This is a genomic window from Chitinophaga sp. NPDC101104, assembly GCF_050277495.1.
Classification (GTDB): Bacteria; Bacteroidota; Bacteroidia; order Chitinophagales; family Chitinophagaceae; genus Chitinophaga.
The window spans coordinates 115,717-130,528 of sequence record NZ_JBNNSF010000001.1 but is presented as its reverse complement, the minus strand read 5'-3'; the positions used below and the strand labels follow the sequence as shown (position 1 = coordinate 130,528).

Genomic DNA, 14,812 nt, shown 5'->3' with positions numbered 1-14,812 from the left:
TTTTTTTGCATCTTGCGGGCCTATGCGTAAAGTTGTTTTTGCCCTGTCATTGTGCTTACTGGCTTCCGGCCTCCAGGCCCAGGATGCCCCGATAGATTCGCTACTGGCCGCAAGAAGGCGATCCTTCCTGCCCGTCCCCATCCTGGGATATTCCCCCGAAAAAGGACTGGAATTCGGTGTAGTGGCGCTGTACAGCTATTACGGCGACAAAAAGAACCCGGCGCCTACCACCCGCAACTCCACGGCCAGCCTCCTTTCCACCTTCACCACCAACAGCCAGTTCAAACTCGACCTCCGCTTCGAAAACTGGACGCGCGACAACCTCTGGCATATCCGCACCAATTTCCGGTACCACGATTTCCCCATGTATTTTTTCGGGATCGGCGATACCACCCATTACGATAACCGCAGCCTGGTCGGCAACCGCCGGTATAAGGTGTCTGCCGAAGCGGAACGCCGCGTTTCCCGGCACTTCTACGCCGGGATGTCGCTGCTGTTCCAACACGATACATACGATTCCGATGACCCGAAGGGCGTGTACCCCGTGTCTAACCTGATCGACAAAGAAGGCGGATACTATACGTTCATCGGCGCCACCGCGATATTCGACAACCGTGATAACCAGAACTATACGACCAAAGGCTCCTTCGTTCGCGTGAACATCTCCTGGGCGCCGCAATTCATCAGTACCCGGAGCCTCTGGCGCCTCGAGGGCAAGGCCAGCCACTTCATTCCCCTGTCCAGAAAAAGTACGCTGGGCCTCAACGGCTACGCCGTGTCTACCCAGGGCGATGTGCCTTTTTACATGATGGGAGAAATGGGGAACGATAATATCATGCGGGGATATTATACCGGGCGGTACCGCGACAAAAACTACATCGCCGCGCAGGCGGAATACCGGTATTTCCTCGACCCGGGGATCCGGATCAAGTTCTGGTTCGTAGACATGCATCCCACCTTTGCGCTGGCGGGTTTTGCGGGAGCGGGCACCGTTTTCTCCAACCGCAATATCGATATCAATCCCAAACCGAACTACGGCGCCGGCATCCGCTGGTTCTACGACAAAACCTCCCGGCTCACCGTGCGTCTCGACTATGGGATCGGCGAAAAACGCGCGGGAGAGAAGCGGCAAGGCGGCTTCTACCTGTCGATCGCGGAAGCTTTTTAACTGATTATCAGGATATTATGCGAATAAAAAAGGCAGCCTCCTCATCGGAAGCTGCCTTTTTGTATGTAGCGTTTTGATTCTTCGGGGAATTACGGTTTCACGTATTTCACCATCGCATACAGGAACATCAGACCAAACAGGATGATGAAAAACCACGCGCCAAAATGGCCGATCTTATTACCGATCTCGTAAAAGGAATTAAGGAAAACAGTCATCAACATGATATACAGTTTTAAGATTTCGACGGCAAGTTAGGGCATATTCCCCGGTTTTAAAAATTTCGGGCGGCGTTTATGACGAGAATCAGCTATTTCGCTTTCTCTTTTTTCACGGTTTCCACAAGCTTGTACGCATACGCGCCTACGTCTTGCCGCGGCGGATCGTGGGGGATGCGGCTCACTTTCAGCTGGTATACATTCCCTTTCTCGAATTTGAAACCTTCGATTTCGCCCATGAGTTTTTCCCAGGATGCGGGATCGTCCTGCAGGCGGTCGCCGTATTGTACGTCGTAACATTTCACTTTGCCGAATCCCGGGCCGTTTTCACATTCCCCTTCCGATTTCACCCACACCAGCAATTCTTTGGCAGCGGGCGCGGGAGCGGCTTTCTTCGTGAGCGTGAGCCCGTCCGTCCCGTAATCTGCCCCCAGGTACACGAGCGATTCACCGTCTTGCCGGAAGAGGAGCGAATCTTTTTTCGGATTGCCGCTGCCGACGGTCACGAGCGTGATGAGGACCTTCCCGCTGTCGAGCGTGCTCCAGTTGCCCATTTGCACGATTTCGGGGGTGAAGTTCATATAGTCGGTGGTCATCTGCGCGTCGTTGGCAGGCCGCAACGTGAGGCCAACGAGGCGGCCGGGCGAGGAGGCGGCGGGCATACTGGCTTCGTAATATCCGTCCAAAACCACACTGGTGGCCGCCGTAGCCGTAGAGTCGGCCGCCGGTGGCTTACTGCTGTTCTGACAGGCCGACATGGCCAGTGCGCCAGCCATGAACAGGATGATGTGTGTTTTCATGCAACTGATTTTATGCAAATAACAACGGAAAGCGGTTTGGGTTGAGTGATTTTATTGGGTGGGAACGGATTCCAGCAGGCTGCTGTTGAACAGATCGCCGGGGGAAACCATCTTTTCGCTCAACGGCGCGTTTTTCCCGTAACGCTTTTCCATCGTGGCTTTCACGATGGGATGGGAGAGGTCGTAGGATCGGAGGGGCTTCAGTTCGCAGAGGTCGATGCCCACGGCGTGGTATATTTTCCAGACGAGCTCGGAGCAATAGATTTCCGCGTCCGACCAGTTGAAATAGATATCGTAGGGCTTGCCGAGGTAGGTTTCTCCATGCGATTTCATTCGATCTATGACATTGGCGGTGAGGATGCTTTTGCTGTTTTTGAGGCGTTTGACGGCGAAACGATGCTTGTTGCGGCGTTTCCACAGTTCGAGGGTGGTGACGCTGACGGGCTGAACGGCTTCGAGGACCATCCAGGCGCCGTTGTCTGCGCGGTAGAGCATGCCGCAGTGCGACCAGGGGGAATGCGTGGCGCGGCGGATGGCTTCGCATTGCGGGGATTGGCTGTCCTGGAAAACGATATCGCCTTCGCGGAGGTTTTGCTGTGCGGAAGCGGGGCTTCCGGGCAGGAGCGCGGCAAGGATCAGCAGGCGGAAGAAATGCATACGGGATATTTTTTTAATGGCCGGATTTGGAGTGAAATTAAAGAGAAAGGGTGAAGCCGGAATTCCCGGAAATCACGATGGGGGTGCATTTGCGCCGGGCACTCCGGAAACCGCGGCGCCGGTTTTCATCCGCCGGCGTACCGTCTTCAACGCGCATTAACAACCGGGCCCCGTCACCGCTCTGCTTCAACAAATTCCATATTACAGCCATATTCACAACGATAAAAATACGTCCATCCCTACACGATCTTCCATCCCCTCCCAACTTTAACATTTTCAATAATTCAAATTCGTACAATTACACTTAATAATTAAATTATATGTTTGTTTTCCAGAACGAAAGATAACCGGAAATACCTATGCGACATTGAAAGACCTATACCGTATGGCCGAAAGGATCATCTTTACATCTCATTAACAATCAATTCGTTAACAATTTTTTTACGGGCGCTGATGTGAGATTTCTCACAATCAGCAGTAATTTTGCGTTCGAAGTTATTAACCCGGATTCGCGCCTACTTTCCCTTAACCGGATCCCTTGTGGTGATTTTTGACCGCATCCCGAGAAGCCAGCTTTTTTTGACGACGTAAACCATTATCAGACTATGTCAAGACACATGATGCATCCTGCATTGGCGGGAGCGTTGCTGCTATGCCTATTGGTGGCGGCATGCACGAAAGAACCGTTGGAAACGATCACACCACCGCCTCCGATCCCGGTCAAAGACACGACGTTCGCCATGAACAATCCCGTGAACGCAGCCTTACTGCTCAGTCTCGTGAACGATGTCCGTTCCAGGGGCTGCAATTGCGGCGATACTTTCATGGCCGCAGCGCCGCCCATTTCCTGGAACAGGGCACTGGAGCGCGCCGCCTACCTGCACAGTAAAGACATGAAGGATTTCAATTACTTCAGCCACCAGGACCGCGAAGGCCAGATGGCCGGCTACCGCATCTCCAGCATGGGTTACACCTGGGCTGCCTGGGGCGAAAACATCGCACTGGGAAAGCTCACCGAACAAACCGTGGTGAATGGATGGTTCAATAGTGTAACGCATTGTAAAGTGCTCATGAACCCGCGGTTCACCGAGATGGGCGTGGCAAAGGTCGGCAATTTCTGGAGCCAGGAACTGGCAGTGCCCAAGTCCGCCAAATAACCGCGTTCATATACAGGTTTTCCGTCATAGCGCACTGATTATTAATTTATTAATTTCGTTAACATAATTTTTGCATGGATTTGCAGGGGAGGATGTATTTTTGGGTCCTGTTTGATTTTTAGCCCTTCCTCTGAAAAAGCCAACGTGCTTTAACCTCCTCCTATTAAAAGCCCAGTACCGAACCATTCAAACTGGGAAATTATGTTACCGAAACGGGTCCGTTATATACCTGTATATGCCGCGGCATGCCTGTTGCTGACCGCCTGCTCCAAAGACGTTGCCGTGCAGCCGGAAGCCCCCGGGCCCGGAAAGCCCGGCGATCCGCCCACGGCCGTAGTGGTCGAAAACCGCGCGAACAAAGACCTCGTGCTCCAGCTCGTCAATTCCGCACGCGCCAAAGGCTGCCAATGCGGAGACACCTGGATGCCCCCGGTTTCGCCCGTGGCCTGGAACACCCTGCTGGAGCTCGCCGCAGCCAAGCATAGTAAAGACATGCTCGACCGCCAATACTTTTCACACAATAGCCCGACCGGCGCTACGCCTGCTCAGCGCATCACCGCAGCCGGTTACAACTATAACTGGTGGGGAGAAAATATCGCTTCCGGCCCCAAGTCCGAAGCGGAAGTCGTGAACGGTTGGCTGAACAGCCCCGGCCACTGCAAAAACCTCATGAGCGCCAATTTCCGGGAAATGGGCGTGGGCCGCACCGCCGACCTCTGGACGCAGGTTTTTGCCGCGCCCGCCGGCCGCTAGCCCATCATGGCGGCGGCATCTTTTTCCGCCACATGCGCCACAGCAGGTACACGAACCCAGCGGCACTCAGCACCAGCCAGGTGTAGAATATGCCCATGAGCAGCGGGGTAGATACTTCCGGGTCTGCCCATCCCAGGTACAACCCGAAAAAAATATTGATCATCAGCCAGAACATACCGTAGAAAACGGTCCTCATGATCTTGATAAGGAACTTCATCAACTGCCAGTCGAACTGATTGCGGGAATCGTCTTCCATGTATTAAAGTTACGGAATGCAGAGTTTTCGCAGCGCGGCACTGTCGCCGCGGAATACGTTGAAATCCACCATCGTCCGGATCCCGTTCACCCTCCCGATGTCGGAATGCTGCCAGAACACCCAGTTGCGGGCGCTCCGCGGCCGTTCCTTCTGGTAATAATGCGCCACCCAGAGCGGGTAATCGTCGAATTCCTTGCCGAGATACGTTTCGTAAAAGTGGATATTGGTATAGATGATCGGTTTTACGCCATAGGCCTTTTCCATTTCCTCGAGCCAGATGCGGGCCGTGCTGCGGATCACGGCGGGCGACTGGTTATTGTGCACCTCGATGTCGAGCACCGGGGGCAGATCTCCCGACTCCAGCTGGACCACATTTTTAAAGTTGATCGCTTGCTTGAGGGGGTCGCGGGTGGAGTAGAAGAAGTGATAGGCGCCGCGGATGACGCCGGCATCGCGGGCTTTTTCCCAGTTGCGGCGGAAGGTAGCGTCTTGCCGGGTGATGCCTTCGGTGGCTTTGATGAATGCGAAAGAGATCTTGATGTTATCGACTTCCATCTGCTTTACGGCGCGCCAGTTCACGTTCCCCTGGAACTTGGAGATATCGATGCCGTGGACCGAGTAATTGACGGGAATGTCTATCCCGAATTCTTCGTACCTCACGAAGTTTGCGGGCCCTTGCTGCCGGAGGAGCCACCATACGCCGGCGGTAGCGGCCAGCGTCAGTATCGAGACGATCAGGAAAAACGCGCGCAGGCGCTTCCGGTTCTTTTTAGCCAATGTTTGGGATATTCTTATCGGTTGTTCCTTGAAAAATCAGCAGCAAGTATAGGTCAATTTTCGCAAGCTTGCATGAAAGCCGTTTGGTTGTCGTATTTTTATCGGCCAAACGGGCCCCTATTATGCCGAAACCGAATATCAACGACGCGCTCAATTTCCTGTCCAAGTTCACGCTCCGCAGAGCCTGGAACGCCGGGAAAGTACTGGGCAGCTTTTATTATAGCAAATTGCGCAGGAAGCCCATCCAATGGGGCTATCCCATCTCGATCTCCTTCGAGCCCACCACTTCGTGCAACCTCCGCTGTCCGGAATGCCCCAGCGGGCTCAGGGCCTTTACCCGCCCCACCGGTATGCTCGACAACCAGTTTTTCCGGCAAACGATAGACGAGCTGCACAAAGACCTCATGTACCTCATCTTCTATTTCCAGGGAGAACCGTACCTCAACACCGCGTTCCTCGACATGGTAAAATACGCGTCTTCCAAAGGAATATATACCGCCACCTCCACCAACGCCCATTATCTGACCGACGCGAACGCGAAAAAAACGGTGGAATCCGGGCTGGACAGGCTCATCATTTCCATCGACGGCACTACCCAGGACGTATACACGCAATACCGGGTGGGCGGGCATCTGGACAAGGTGATCGCCGGGGCGAAGAATATCGTGAAATGGAAAAAGGAACTGAATTCCAAAAAGCCTTTCGTGTTTTTCCAGTTCCTCGTCGTGAAGCCCAACGAGCACCAGATCGAAGAAGTGAAAAAGCTGGCGGCGGAAGTAGGGGTGGATGAAGTGCGGTTCAAAACCGCCCAGGTGTACGATTATGAAGAAGGCAACCGCCTTATCCCCACGATCGATAAATATTCCCGCTACAAAAAGAACGACGACGGCACTTATACCATCAAAAACAAGATGGAAGACCATTGCTGGCGCCTCTGGCATTCGCCCGTTATTACCTGGGACGGCCTGGTGGTGCCCTGTTGTTTCGACAAAGACGCCACGCACCGCCTCGGCGACCTGAAGCAGACGGATTTCAAGACCCTCTGGCACAACGAGCAATACGTCAACTTCCGCACCCAGATCATCAAGGGCAGGAAGCATATCGATATTTGCGCGAACTGCAGCGAGGGCACCCAGGTCTGGGGCTGATCCTCACATAAAAATGGAAAGGGGAACGTCGGGCATAGGGGCGGGGAAATTATTCCCCGTCGGCCTCGGGATCTGCCGAATTTCTTTTTCTCCGGTGTCTTCTGTTCCGGATTTTGTCTACCAGCTTAATGCCCAGCTTTACGCCGATGAACTCGAGCGCGCCGATGAGCACGCTGTTCAGCATCGATTTGCCGGCGCCGGATTTGAAGGCCGTTTTGGCGATGCCGCCCACCACGCCCAGGAATCCGCTGTTGGCGATACCGGGCACTACGGCGTTCATGGCCATGGAGCGGTAATTATCGCGCAGATGGTCTGCCCGTGCGCCCAGCTCTTCTTCCAGCCGGCGGCTCCTGCGTTTGAGGCGTTCCACCTCACGGTCGAGCATTTCGATGTCTTTGATTTTAATTTTCGCCATGGTGGAGGGAGTAGTGATTAATCATTCGCGGCCTGTTTTCTTGCTTCTCTTCTTTCTTCCGCGCGTTCTTCCATTTCTTCGATCTCTTCAACCAGTTCGGCCGCCAGCATATTGGCGAGCGGGCGCTGGATGAGGGATTTGCGGGCAACGAGCAATACGACGAACAGGAGCACGAATGCGCCTGCCGCGCAGGAAAACCCGAGGGTCATGCTCCCGGTCTTTTCGCCGATCCAAAAGCCCAGTACCATCCCGAGAAATACGACTACGAAGAAAAACAGCAGGAAAGCCATGATGAGCGAGAAGAACAATCCCATCGCTTTTGACAGCTTTCCTGCAGCCTGCAGTTTGATAATTGCCAGCCGGGTCTCAAGGTAATCCTTGGCCACCTTGCCGGTTTCCGAGAAGTAGTTGGAAAAGTTATCTTCCATGCAAAGTTTTTTTAAGCGCTGGGGCTTAGGTTAATTCGTTTTCGAGGGCGTCTTCGAGCTGTTGCTTTTTGTTGCGGAATTTATCCTTCAGCTTGTCTGCCTGGTATTTCAGTTTACCTACCCATTCCTCTTTCTTGTCGGAATTGAGGAAATAACCCACGGCCACGCCCACGGCGGCGCCCACGATGAATGAAACGACTGCTTTTGAATTTCTGCTCATGGTCTAAGCGTTTTTTAGTGAAGAAATCGGGTTCCATGGAGCTGGGGTGCCTATGCTCCAATTTGCTTTAAGGTTACAAAATTTGTTCCACAATTGTTCACACCAACCGGCAATTTGGTTAAATCAGCATTATTATTGCTTAATTCCCCACGGCGGCAGACTTTGCAGTACTGCCAAAATGCCGTAGGTTTGAAAAACACCCCCGATAATATATGAGTTACATCGACAACGACCGGCTGAAACAGATCGTTTTCCTCCTGATCATCGCCTTCCTTGGCATCATCCTGTTCAAGGAACTGTATGCATTTTTCCCCGGGTTCCTCGGCGCCGTGACCCTCTACGTGCTCTCGCGCCGCTGGATGTTCCGCCTCGTGGAATCCCGGAAATGGAAACGCCCCCTCGCCGCCACCGTCATCATGGTACTATCTTTCCTCGTATTCCTGCTGCCCATCGGCCTCCTCGTCAACATGCTCACTTCCAAGATCGGCTGGGCCATCAGCCACTCGTCTGAGCTCATCGCCGGCCTGAAAGGCATGAACCAGCAACTGGAATCCGCTACGGGGATCAATGTCATGGCAGACGGGCGGCTCGCCAAATTGCAGGAATATATCACCAATGTGCTGCCGGGATTCCTCGGTGCTACGTTCAACACGCTCACGGCCGTGGCCATCATGTACTTTATTTTGTATTTCATGCTGGTGAACGCACGGGAAATGGAAGAAGCCCTGTACGAATACATTCCGCTCAAAGACGAGAACGTGGAACTGCTCGCCAGCGAAATGAAGAATATGGTCGTAAGCAACGCCATCGGCATTCCGCTTATCGCGCTCATTCAGGGTGTCGTGTCTTTGATCGGGTATTTGCTGTTCGGGGTGCCGGAGCCGGTATTCTGGTTCGTGGTAACGAGCTTCACGGCCATGCTCCCCGTGATCGGTGCGGCGGCCGTCTACGTTCCGATGGGGATTTATCTCCTCGCCATCGGCAACACCTGGCAGGGTATCGCCGTGCTGGTATACGGATTCGGGGTGGTAGGTACCTGCGATAATCTCTTCCGCATGCTGCTCGCCAAAAGGATCGGGGACGTGCATCCGCTCATCACCATCTTCGGCGTGATCATCGGGGTGAGCTTATTCGGTTTCGTGGGATTGATCTTCGGGCCGCTGCTCATCTCGCTCTTTATCGTCCTCATCCGCATCTATTCCAACGAGTATCTCGTCAAGAAGCGCGAAGTGAAAATCGTGAAATCGCATCACACGAAAGAGAAAGTGATGAAGAAAGAGGAATAGCCCGTTTATTTATAGTAATTATTCTCCTGGATATATTTCCACACAGCGTCCGGCACCATGTACCGGGCGCTTTTTCCTTCTTTAATGAGCGCCCTGATCCGGCTGCTCGATAAATCCAGCATCGGCGCGTCCACGATCTTGCAGTGGCCGCCGAAAGTATCCGTGACCGGGTGGCCGGGCCGGTTATAGATATATATCTCGTAATTATCGAGCAGCTGCCGGTAATTCTTCCACCGCGGAATATTCTGGAAACTATCGCTCCCCATGATCACGGCGAATTGCTGCGTGGGGAATTTTTCGGTGAGATAGGTGAGGGTATCGATGGTGAAGGAAGGCCGCGGGAGCGTGAACTCGATGTTGGTAACGCGCAGTTTCTGCTCACCGTCTACCGCCATCTCGGTAAGATGCAGCCGGTGATGCTCGTTCAGCAGGGATGCGGATTCCTTCAGGGGATTGTGGGGAGACACCACCATCCAAACCTTGTCCAGGTCCGTATTGTACGCCATGTAATTGGCGATGATCATATGGCCGGTGTGCACGGGATTGAAGGACCCGAAGTATAAACCGATTTTCATACCGGCAATATACAAGAAAATGCCATTTTACCCGAGCGGTTTGAAATGCTCGAAAACATATCCGCAATTCCTGCAATAATGAATGGCCCGGCACAACGTAGAGCCGAATGGGGAGCGGAGATAGGTGTTTTCCGAGTCGCAATGCGGACAGGCCGTGTGCAGCTCGATCTCTGCATTTTCTTCCCCCTGCCGCATCTGCGGCGGCGCGATCCCGAAGTTCTTCAGCTTTTCATGCGCCCCGGCGGCCATGCGGTCGCTGTTCCAGGTAGCTTCCCGGTCGATCTCCACCGTCACTTTCGTATCAAGCGCCTTTTCCAGCGCGGTACGGATGTTCTGTTTGATATAATCTACCGCGGGGCAGGCGGAGAAAGTAGGGACCATCTTCACACGGACCCCTGCTTCCTCCAGGCTCACCCCGGTGATCATGCCCAGGTCGATGACGGACAACACGGGGATTTCCGGGTCCATCACCTCCTCGAGGGCTTTATAAATATCTGATTCACTGATCGTCATAATTACCAAATGGCCTGCGGGTCTGAGCGGAAAACGGCGCCCATTTCTTCCAGCAGGGGTTGTAAATATTCGGTATGATATCCTTTCCGGCCGCCATAGACGGGCGTTACGGCATCTTCCGCCGGGAGGTTGAGGCCTGCGGCTGCGCAGAGGTTATAGATCCGGTCTATCCACATTTCCTTCAACTGCTTTTCCCCGGGATAAACGCCTTCGGCCATCAAGATCGCTTCGGCGGCTTCGTCCGGCTCAAAAATGCCGAGGGCGAGGGGGAAGCAGGTGTTGAGGGCGGATTGCATGCGGGCGTAGCTTTCTTCGCCGGCGCGGCAAAGCTGCGTGATCCAGGCGTTGGCGTGGAGGGTGTGGTATTTGATTTCGCCTTTCAGTTTTTCGGCCAGCGGGCGCAGCGGCGCAAACGAGCTGTTGCGCAGTTGCTGGTAGCGGATGGCCTCCGCATGGTCGAACAGGAAATGGCGCATGAGGCTGAAGTCGTATTCCCCGTTGGGATGCTCCACGAAGTGGCAGCATTTGTAATCTTTTTCGTTGCGGAGGAACGCGAATGCGTCGGGGTCCTGGCCGCCGAGGTCTTCCTGGAGAATCCGGTACAACGCCCATGCGTGACCGATCTTGTCCTGCGCCATGGACGAGAAAGCGATGTCTTCCTCCATGATGGGCCCGAGGCCCGTCCATTCCGAGTTGCGGTGCCCCTGGATCAAGGCATCGTCGGCCATGGCGGTGAGCATCCGGGCGAGGGCGTCATTTTTTGTCATTCGTGGATTTTTTGAACTGGTTGATTTTTTCCATCACCTTGAATCCGCTGGCATCGCGGTAGGTCTTTTCGGCGTTGTTGGCGAACATGTCTTCGTCTTCGGCATTGAACGCCAGGATATCGGAACTGCGCACCACCCAGAGGTTGACGCATTTCTTCCGCCGGGCGAACTGTTCTTTGGCGAAAACGAGGGCCAGCTGGGCGTTGGGGGCATGCACGCAGCCAACGTGCTCGTGGTGCGCGCCGCGCTTTTCCTGGTGGAACACTTCGAACGAATTCCAGTTTTCGCCTTCCTTCACTTCCACCGGTTCCCCGGACTCGGGGAGTTGCAGCCGGTTCACGCGGGGGTCTAAAGAATGATGTGGTTGGTCCATAGTTGTGCGGTTGTGTGAATTAGGCAACGGGGGCTACTTTCGCGGCGTTCGGGTTCATGAGCGCCTTGCGCACCCATCGCCCATGCTCTTCCGCCCACTGGCGCACCTGCAGGCGCTCCGCGTTGCAGGGGCCGCCGCCGTTGATGACTTTCTTGAAAAGGTCCCAGTCGGGATCCGTATAGCTCCATTTCCCCGTGGCTTCGTCTTTCTTCAGTTCCGGATCGGGCAACGTCATGCCCAGTTCGCGGATCTTGGGAACGTACATGTCGAGGAACTGGTTCCGCATATCGTCGTTGCTCGCCATTTTCACTTTCCATTCCATGAGTTTCTGGCTGTGGACAGACGCCTTGTCCGGCGGGCCGAAAAAGTGCATGATGGGCTGCCACCAGCGGTCCAGCGCGTTTTGCAGCATCTGTTTCTGCGCCGGCGTGCCGGTCGCCAGTTCGATAAACGCATCGTGCCCCTGTTTGAGATGGAAGCTTTCTTCGTAGCAGATGCGCTCCAGGGCGCGGCAATACGGGCCGTAAGACCCCTTCGCGTTGGCCACCTGGTTCACGATGGCGGCCGCGTCGATGAGGAAACCGATCACGGTCACATCCGCCCAGGTTTCCGCCGGATAATTGAAAACGTTCGAATATTTGGATTTTCCGCTCAGCAGGTCGTTGATCATGGCTTCGCGGCTTTTGCCGAGGGTTTCGGCGGCGTTGTACAGCAACTGGCCATGGCCGATCTCGTCCTGCACTTTGGCGATGAGCGCCAGCTTCCGCTTGAAGCCCGGCGCCCGGGTGATCCAGGTGCCCTCGGGCAGCGCGCCGATGATCTCGGAATGCGCGTGCTGCTCGATGAGCCGGATGAGCTGCCGCCTGTATTCCGAAGGCATCCAGTCGCCCGGTTCGATCTTTTCCCCCCTTGCGATGCGGGATTCGAATTCGGCCAGCTTAACGGGGTCGTCGTGCAATTGCTCTTCCTTCAACTGCCGTTTGTTCGGTTCGTCGAAAATGTATCCTCCACCGTACATAATGGTGATTGTTTTGGTCTACCGTAAATTACTGATTTCCCCAGAACCCACCAATTTCCTTTCCCGTAGCGGATTTCCGGATTTTTTGAAGTCAAATTGATTTGCGAACTTTAAGGAATATGCGCCCTTTTTCCGCCCTTTTCCTCCTCGCAGGCTGGGCCGCCTGGCCTCCGCCTCCCGACGCTCCCGCGCCGGCGGGCCCGCCGGGCCCGCCGGAAGTGCTGAAGGTCGTATTCACGGAGGAACAGCGGCCGCTGGACCCTTCGTCCGACACACTTTTCTACCACCAGCGCCACGCCACCGCCGAAGATTTCCGCGGGTCCCCGGGCATCGGAGCCCGGTCAGACGCCGTCAGTTTCACCAGCTTCGGGTTCGACGGCTCCACCCGCCGCTTCCGCGACACCCTCGAAGTCCGCCTCGTGCTCCAGGTGTTCTGGGTCCGCTCCGCCTCCTGGACACGCATGCAGCCCCCGTCCCGGCACATCCTCGTCCACGAACAGCTGCATTTCGACATCACCCGCCTCGTAGCGGAACGGTTCCGGAAAAAAGTACTGTCCATGCCGCTGACGATCGACGACCACGACAGCCGTATCCAATACGAATACCTCGAATCTTTCCGGGAAATGAACCAGCTCCAGGAAGCGTTCGACGACGAAGCGCACCACGGTGCCGACGGCCTCGCCGAAGCTCGCTGGCAACAGCGCATCCACAGCGCTCTCCGCGAAGAAGGCGTTATTCCCGCCCAACTTCCCTGAGCCGGCGGTAACGCTTCCGCGCCGTTTCCGTATCTTTATGCATATCACCCATCAACCCAACTTATGACCAAGCTCCAGACGCTCTGTGCCTGCCTCGCGGCAGGTATCGCACTTTCAGCCTGCAAAAAAGACCGGAAAACCGACGACCCGGGATCCGCCAACCAGAACAAATATGTGAACGACTGGATTTACAAGAACATGAAGGAGGTCTATTACTGGACCGGCAACATCCCCGCCAATCCCGACAGGACCGTTTCGCCGCCGGAGTTTTTCAGTTCGTTGCTGAAGCGCCCGGAAGACCGGTACTCCTGGATACAGGATAATTTCGAAGAGCTGCTGGCGAGCCTTTCCGGCGTGTCGAAGGAATCGGGGATCGATTACGATCTTTTCCTCGTAGGCGGTAACCCGTATTACCTCGCGGGGATCGTGGAATATGTGAAGAAGGGAAGCCCGGCCGAAGCGGCGGGGATCGTGCGGGGCGATGTTTTCGTCGATATCAACGGCCAGCCCGTCCGGTATACTGGCCTCCAATCGGAAGTGACCAAGTTCGTGGAGGCGCTCGGCCAACCCCACAGCCTGGGCATCCGCAAAGTGGTAACGGGGTCAGACGGGAAAGACAGTCTGACCGATGCCCGCGCCGTGCAGCTGTCTGTCGTGGAACTGGCGGAAAACCCGCTGTACCTCGATTCCGTGTATACCATCGAAGGGAAGAAGATCGGGTATTTCGTGTATAATTTCTTCGCGCCGGACAAAGGCGATAATACCAATGCGTACGACAACCAGGTGGATGCCGTGTTCGGCCGGTTCAAAAGCGCCGGCGTGCAGCACCTCATCCTCGACCTGCGCTACAACCCCGGCGGCGATTCCCGTTCCACGATCAACCTGGGCAGCAACATCGTCAAAGGGCTCGATCCGAATAAAACGTTCTTCTACCGCAAGTTCAACGACGCATACCGCGATGCGCTCATCAAAGCTTACGGCGAATCCATCGTCACGTCGAAATTCACGAACGAGGCCAACAATATCGGCAACCAGCTGACGAATTTCATCGTGCTCACGTCATCTGGTACCGCATCCGCCAGCGAGCTGATCATCAACGGTCTCCGGCCTTATATGGAAGTGTATCTGATGGGAGACACCACGGTGGGTAAAAACCTCGGCTCCATCTCGATCTACGAAGAAAACGACCGGAACAACAAATGGGGCATGCAACCCATCGTTTCGCAGGCGTTCAACTCCGCCGACCAGAGCGATTATACCGGCGGCTTCCGCCCGCTGCCGCAGGATGTTTACCAGGAAGGTTTGCGCCTCGGCACCCTCGGCGATATCCACGAACCGTTACTTGCAAAAGCCCTTACCCGCGTGCTCGGGCATGCGCCCGCCGGCCGCAAAGCCGCGCCGGAAGGCTATCGTACGGTGATCGACAAAATCGCGACGAGCCGGAGCTTCAAAGCCTACAGCGGCCACTTCATCGATCCGCTCCCGAAACGGAACTAACATTTCCCTCATAAAAAAAGGCGCCCGATACGGC

General features: G+C 55.0%; 20 protein-coding genes. 7 read left to right on the top strand and 13 right to left on the bottom strand.

Annotation, left to right across the window (positions count from 1 at the left end; all coding sequences use genetic code 11):
* Positions 1 to 22 precede the first annotated feature (22 nt).
* Positions 23 to 1,168: a BamA/TamA family outer membrane protein gene (locus tag ACQKLP_RS00595; RefSeq protein WP_427319073.1), complete on the top strand. Its 1,146-nt coding sequence runs from the start codon at positions 23 to 25 to the stop codon at positions 1,166 to 1,168.
* 89 nt (positions 1,169 to 1,257) lie between these two features.
* On the opposite strand, the gene ACQKLP_RS00590 is transcribed toward ACQKLP_RS00595, so the two are convergent.
* From ACQKLP_RS00590 to ACQKLP_RS00580, 3 genes are all read right to left on the bottom strand, one after another.
* Positions 1,258 to 1,389, bottom strand: a complete 132-nt coding sequence (locus tag ACQKLP_RS00590) for a hypothetical protein (RefSeq protein ID WP_262707091.1) — start codon at positions 1,387 to 1,389, stop codon at positions 1,258 to 1,260.
* Between the two features lie 86 nt (positions 1,390 to 1,475).
* Complete coding sequence (locus ACQKLP_RS00585; RefSeq protein WP_427319071.1) at positions 1,476 to 2,183, bottom strand: DUF4377 domain-containing protein; 708 nt, start codon at positions 2,181 to 2,183, stop codon at positions 1,476 to 1,478.
* A 51-nt stretch (positions 2,184 to 2,234) separates the two neighbouring features.
* The gene (locus tag ACQKLP_RS00580; RefSeq protein WP_427319069.1) at positions 2,235 to 2,840 is read right to left on the bottom strand and encodes a YiiX family permuted papain-like enzyme; all 606 of its coding nucleotides are present in this window, start codon (positions 2,838 to 2,840) and stop codon (positions 2,235 to 2,237) included.
* Between the two features lie 605 nt (positions 2,841 to 3,445).
* Here ACQKLP_RS00580 and ACQKLP_RS00575 point away from each other — a divergent pair.
* Positions 3,446 to 3,997 carry a CAP domain-containing protein gene (locus tag ACQKLP_RS00575; RefSeq protein ID WP_427319067.1) on the top strand — a complete coding sequence of 184 codons (552 nt, stop codon included), beginning with the start codon at positions 3,446 to 3,448 and terminating at the stop codon, positions 3,995 to 3,997.
* Positions 3,998 to 4,198: 201 nt separating this feature from the next.
* Entirely contained in the window at positions 4,199 to 4,750 is a 552-nt protein-coding gene (locus tag ACQKLP_RS00570) for a CAP domain-containing protein (RefSeq protein ID WP_427319065.1), read from the top strand.
* A 4-nt stretch (positions 4,751 to 4,754) separates the two neighbouring features.
* Here ACQKLP_RS00570 and ACQKLP_RS00565 read toward each other — a convergent pair whose 3' ends face one another.
* Complete coding sequence (locus tag ACQKLP_RS00565; protein WP_427319063.1) at positions 4,755 to 5,006, bottom strand: hypothetical protein; 252 nt, start codon at positions 5,004 to 5,006, stop codon at positions 4,755 to 4,757.
* Between the two features lie 9 nt (positions 5,007 to 5,015).
* The gene (locus tag ACQKLP_RS00560) at positions 5,016 to 5,783 is read right to left on the bottom strand and encodes a glycoside hydrolase family 25 protein (protein WP_427319061.1); all 768 of its coding nucleotides are present in this window, start codon (positions 5,781 to 5,783) and stop codon (positions 5,016 to 5,018) included.
* A gap of 122 nt (positions 5,784 to 5,905) precedes the next feature.
* Between ACQKLP_RS00560 and ACQKLP_RS00555 the strand changes: the two genes are divergently transcribed.
* Positions 5,906 to 6,931: a radical SAM/SPASM domain-containing protein gene (locus ACQKLP_RS00555; protein ID WP_427319058.1), complete on the top strand. Its 1,026-nt coding sequence runs from the start codon at positions 5,906 to 5,908 to the stop codon at positions 6,929 to 6,931.
* Positions 6,932 to 6,980: 49 nt separating this feature from the next.
* On the opposite strand, the gene ACQKLP_RS00550 is transcribed toward ACQKLP_RS00555, so the two are convergent.
* The 3 genes from ACQKLP_RS00550 to ACQKLP_RS00540 are packed head-to-tail and all read right to left on the bottom strand — an operon-like array spanning position 6,981 to position 7,994.
* Positions 6,981 to 7,346, bottom strand: a complete 366-nt coding sequence (locus ACQKLP_RS00550; protein WP_341842106.1) for a hypothetical protein — start codon at positions 7,344 to 7,346, stop codon at positions 6,981 to 6,983.
* A 17-nt stretch (positions 7,347 to 7,363) separates the two neighbouring features.
* Positions 7,364 to 7,774 (bottom strand): hypothetical protein, encoded by a 411-nt coding sequence (locus tag ACQKLP_RS00545; protein ID WP_427319056.1) that lies wholly within the window; start codon positions 7,772 to 7,774, stop codon positions 7,364 to 7,366.
* A 25-nt stretch (positions 7,775 to 7,799) separates the two neighbouring features.
* On the bottom strand, positions 7,800 to 7,994 hold the full coding sequence (locus ACQKLP_RS00540; RefSeq protein WP_126249386.1) for a YtxH domain-containing protein: 195 nt from the start codon (positions 7,992 to 7,994) through the stop codon (positions 7,800 to 7,802).
* 212 nt (positions 7,995 to 8,206) lie between these two features.
* Between ACQKLP_RS00540 and ACQKLP_RS00535 the strand changes: the two genes are divergently transcribed.
* Positions 8,207 to 9,280, top strand: a complete 1,074-nt coding sequence (locus tag ACQKLP_RS00535; RefSeq protein ID WP_427319054.1) for an AI-2E family transporter — start codon at positions 8,207 to 8,209, stop codon at positions 9,278 to 9,280.
* A gap of 5 nt (positions 9,281 to 9,285) precedes the next feature.
* Here ACQKLP_RS00535 and nadD read toward each other — a convergent pair whose 3' ends face one another.
* The 5 genes from nadD to paaA are packed head-to-tail and all read right to left on the bottom strand — an operon-like array spanning position 9,286 to position 12,526.
* Positions 9,286 to 9,855, bottom strand: a complete 570-nt coding sequence (gene nadD, locus ACQKLP_RS00530) for a nicotinate (nicotinamide) nucleotide adenylyltransferase (RefSeq protein ID WP_427319052.1) — start codon at positions 9,853 to 9,855, stop codon at positions 9,286 to 9,288.
* A gap of 27 nt (positions 9,856 to 9,882) precedes the next feature.
* On the bottom strand, positions 9,883 to 10,368 hold the full coding sequence (paaD, locus tag ACQKLP_RS00525; RefSeq protein WP_427319050.1) for a 1,2-phenylacetyl-CoA epoxidase subunit PaaD: 486 nt from the start codon (positions 10,366 to 10,368) through the stop codon (positions 9,883 to 9,885).
* 2 nt (positions 10,369 to 10,370) lie between these two features.
* Positions 10,371 to 11,135: a 1,2-phenylacetyl-CoA epoxidase subunit PaaC gene (paaC, locus tag ACQKLP_RS00520; RefSeq protein ID WP_427319048.1), complete on the bottom strand. Its 765-nt coding sequence runs from the start codon at positions 11,133 to 11,135 to the stop codon at positions 10,371 to 10,373.
* Positions 11,122 to 11,508, bottom strand: a complete 387-nt coding sequence (locus ACQKLP_RS00515; RefSeq protein WP_427319046.1) for a hypothetical protein — start codon at positions 11,506 to 11,508, stop codon at positions 11,122 to 11,124. The genes paaC and ACQKLP_RS00515 overlap by 14 nt, the downstream gene beginning before the upstream one ends.
* 19 nt (positions 11,509 to 11,527) lie before the next feature.
* Positions 11,528 to 12,526 carry a 1,2-phenylacetyl-CoA epoxidase subunit PaaA gene (gene paaA / locus ACQKLP_RS00510; RefSeq protein WP_427319044.1) on the bottom strand — a complete coding sequence of 333 codons (999 nt, stop codon included), beginning with the start codon at positions 12,524 to 12,526 and terminating at the stop codon, positions 11,528 to 11,530.
* Between the two features lie 119 nt (positions 12,527 to 12,645).
* On the opposite strand from paaA, the gene ACQKLP_RS00505 reads away from it, so the two are divergent.
* Together ACQKLP_RS00505 and ACQKLP_RS00500 are read left to right on the top strand one after the other, a co-directional pair.
* Positions 12,646 to 13,281, top strand: a complete 636-nt coding sequence (locus ACQKLP_RS00505; protein ID WP_427319042.1) for a DUF922 domain-containing protein — start codon at positions 12,646 to 12,648, stop codon at positions 13,279 to 13,281.
* A 63-nt stretch (positions 13,282 to 13,344) separates the two neighbouring features.
* The gene (locus ACQKLP_RS00500) at positions 13,345 to 14,778 is read left to right on the top strand and encodes a S41 family peptidase (protein ID WP_427319040.1); all 1,434 of its coding nucleotides are present in this window, start codon (positions 13,345 to 13,347) and stop codon (positions 14,776 to 14,778) included.
* Positions 14,779 to 14,812: the final 34 nt, after the last annotated feature.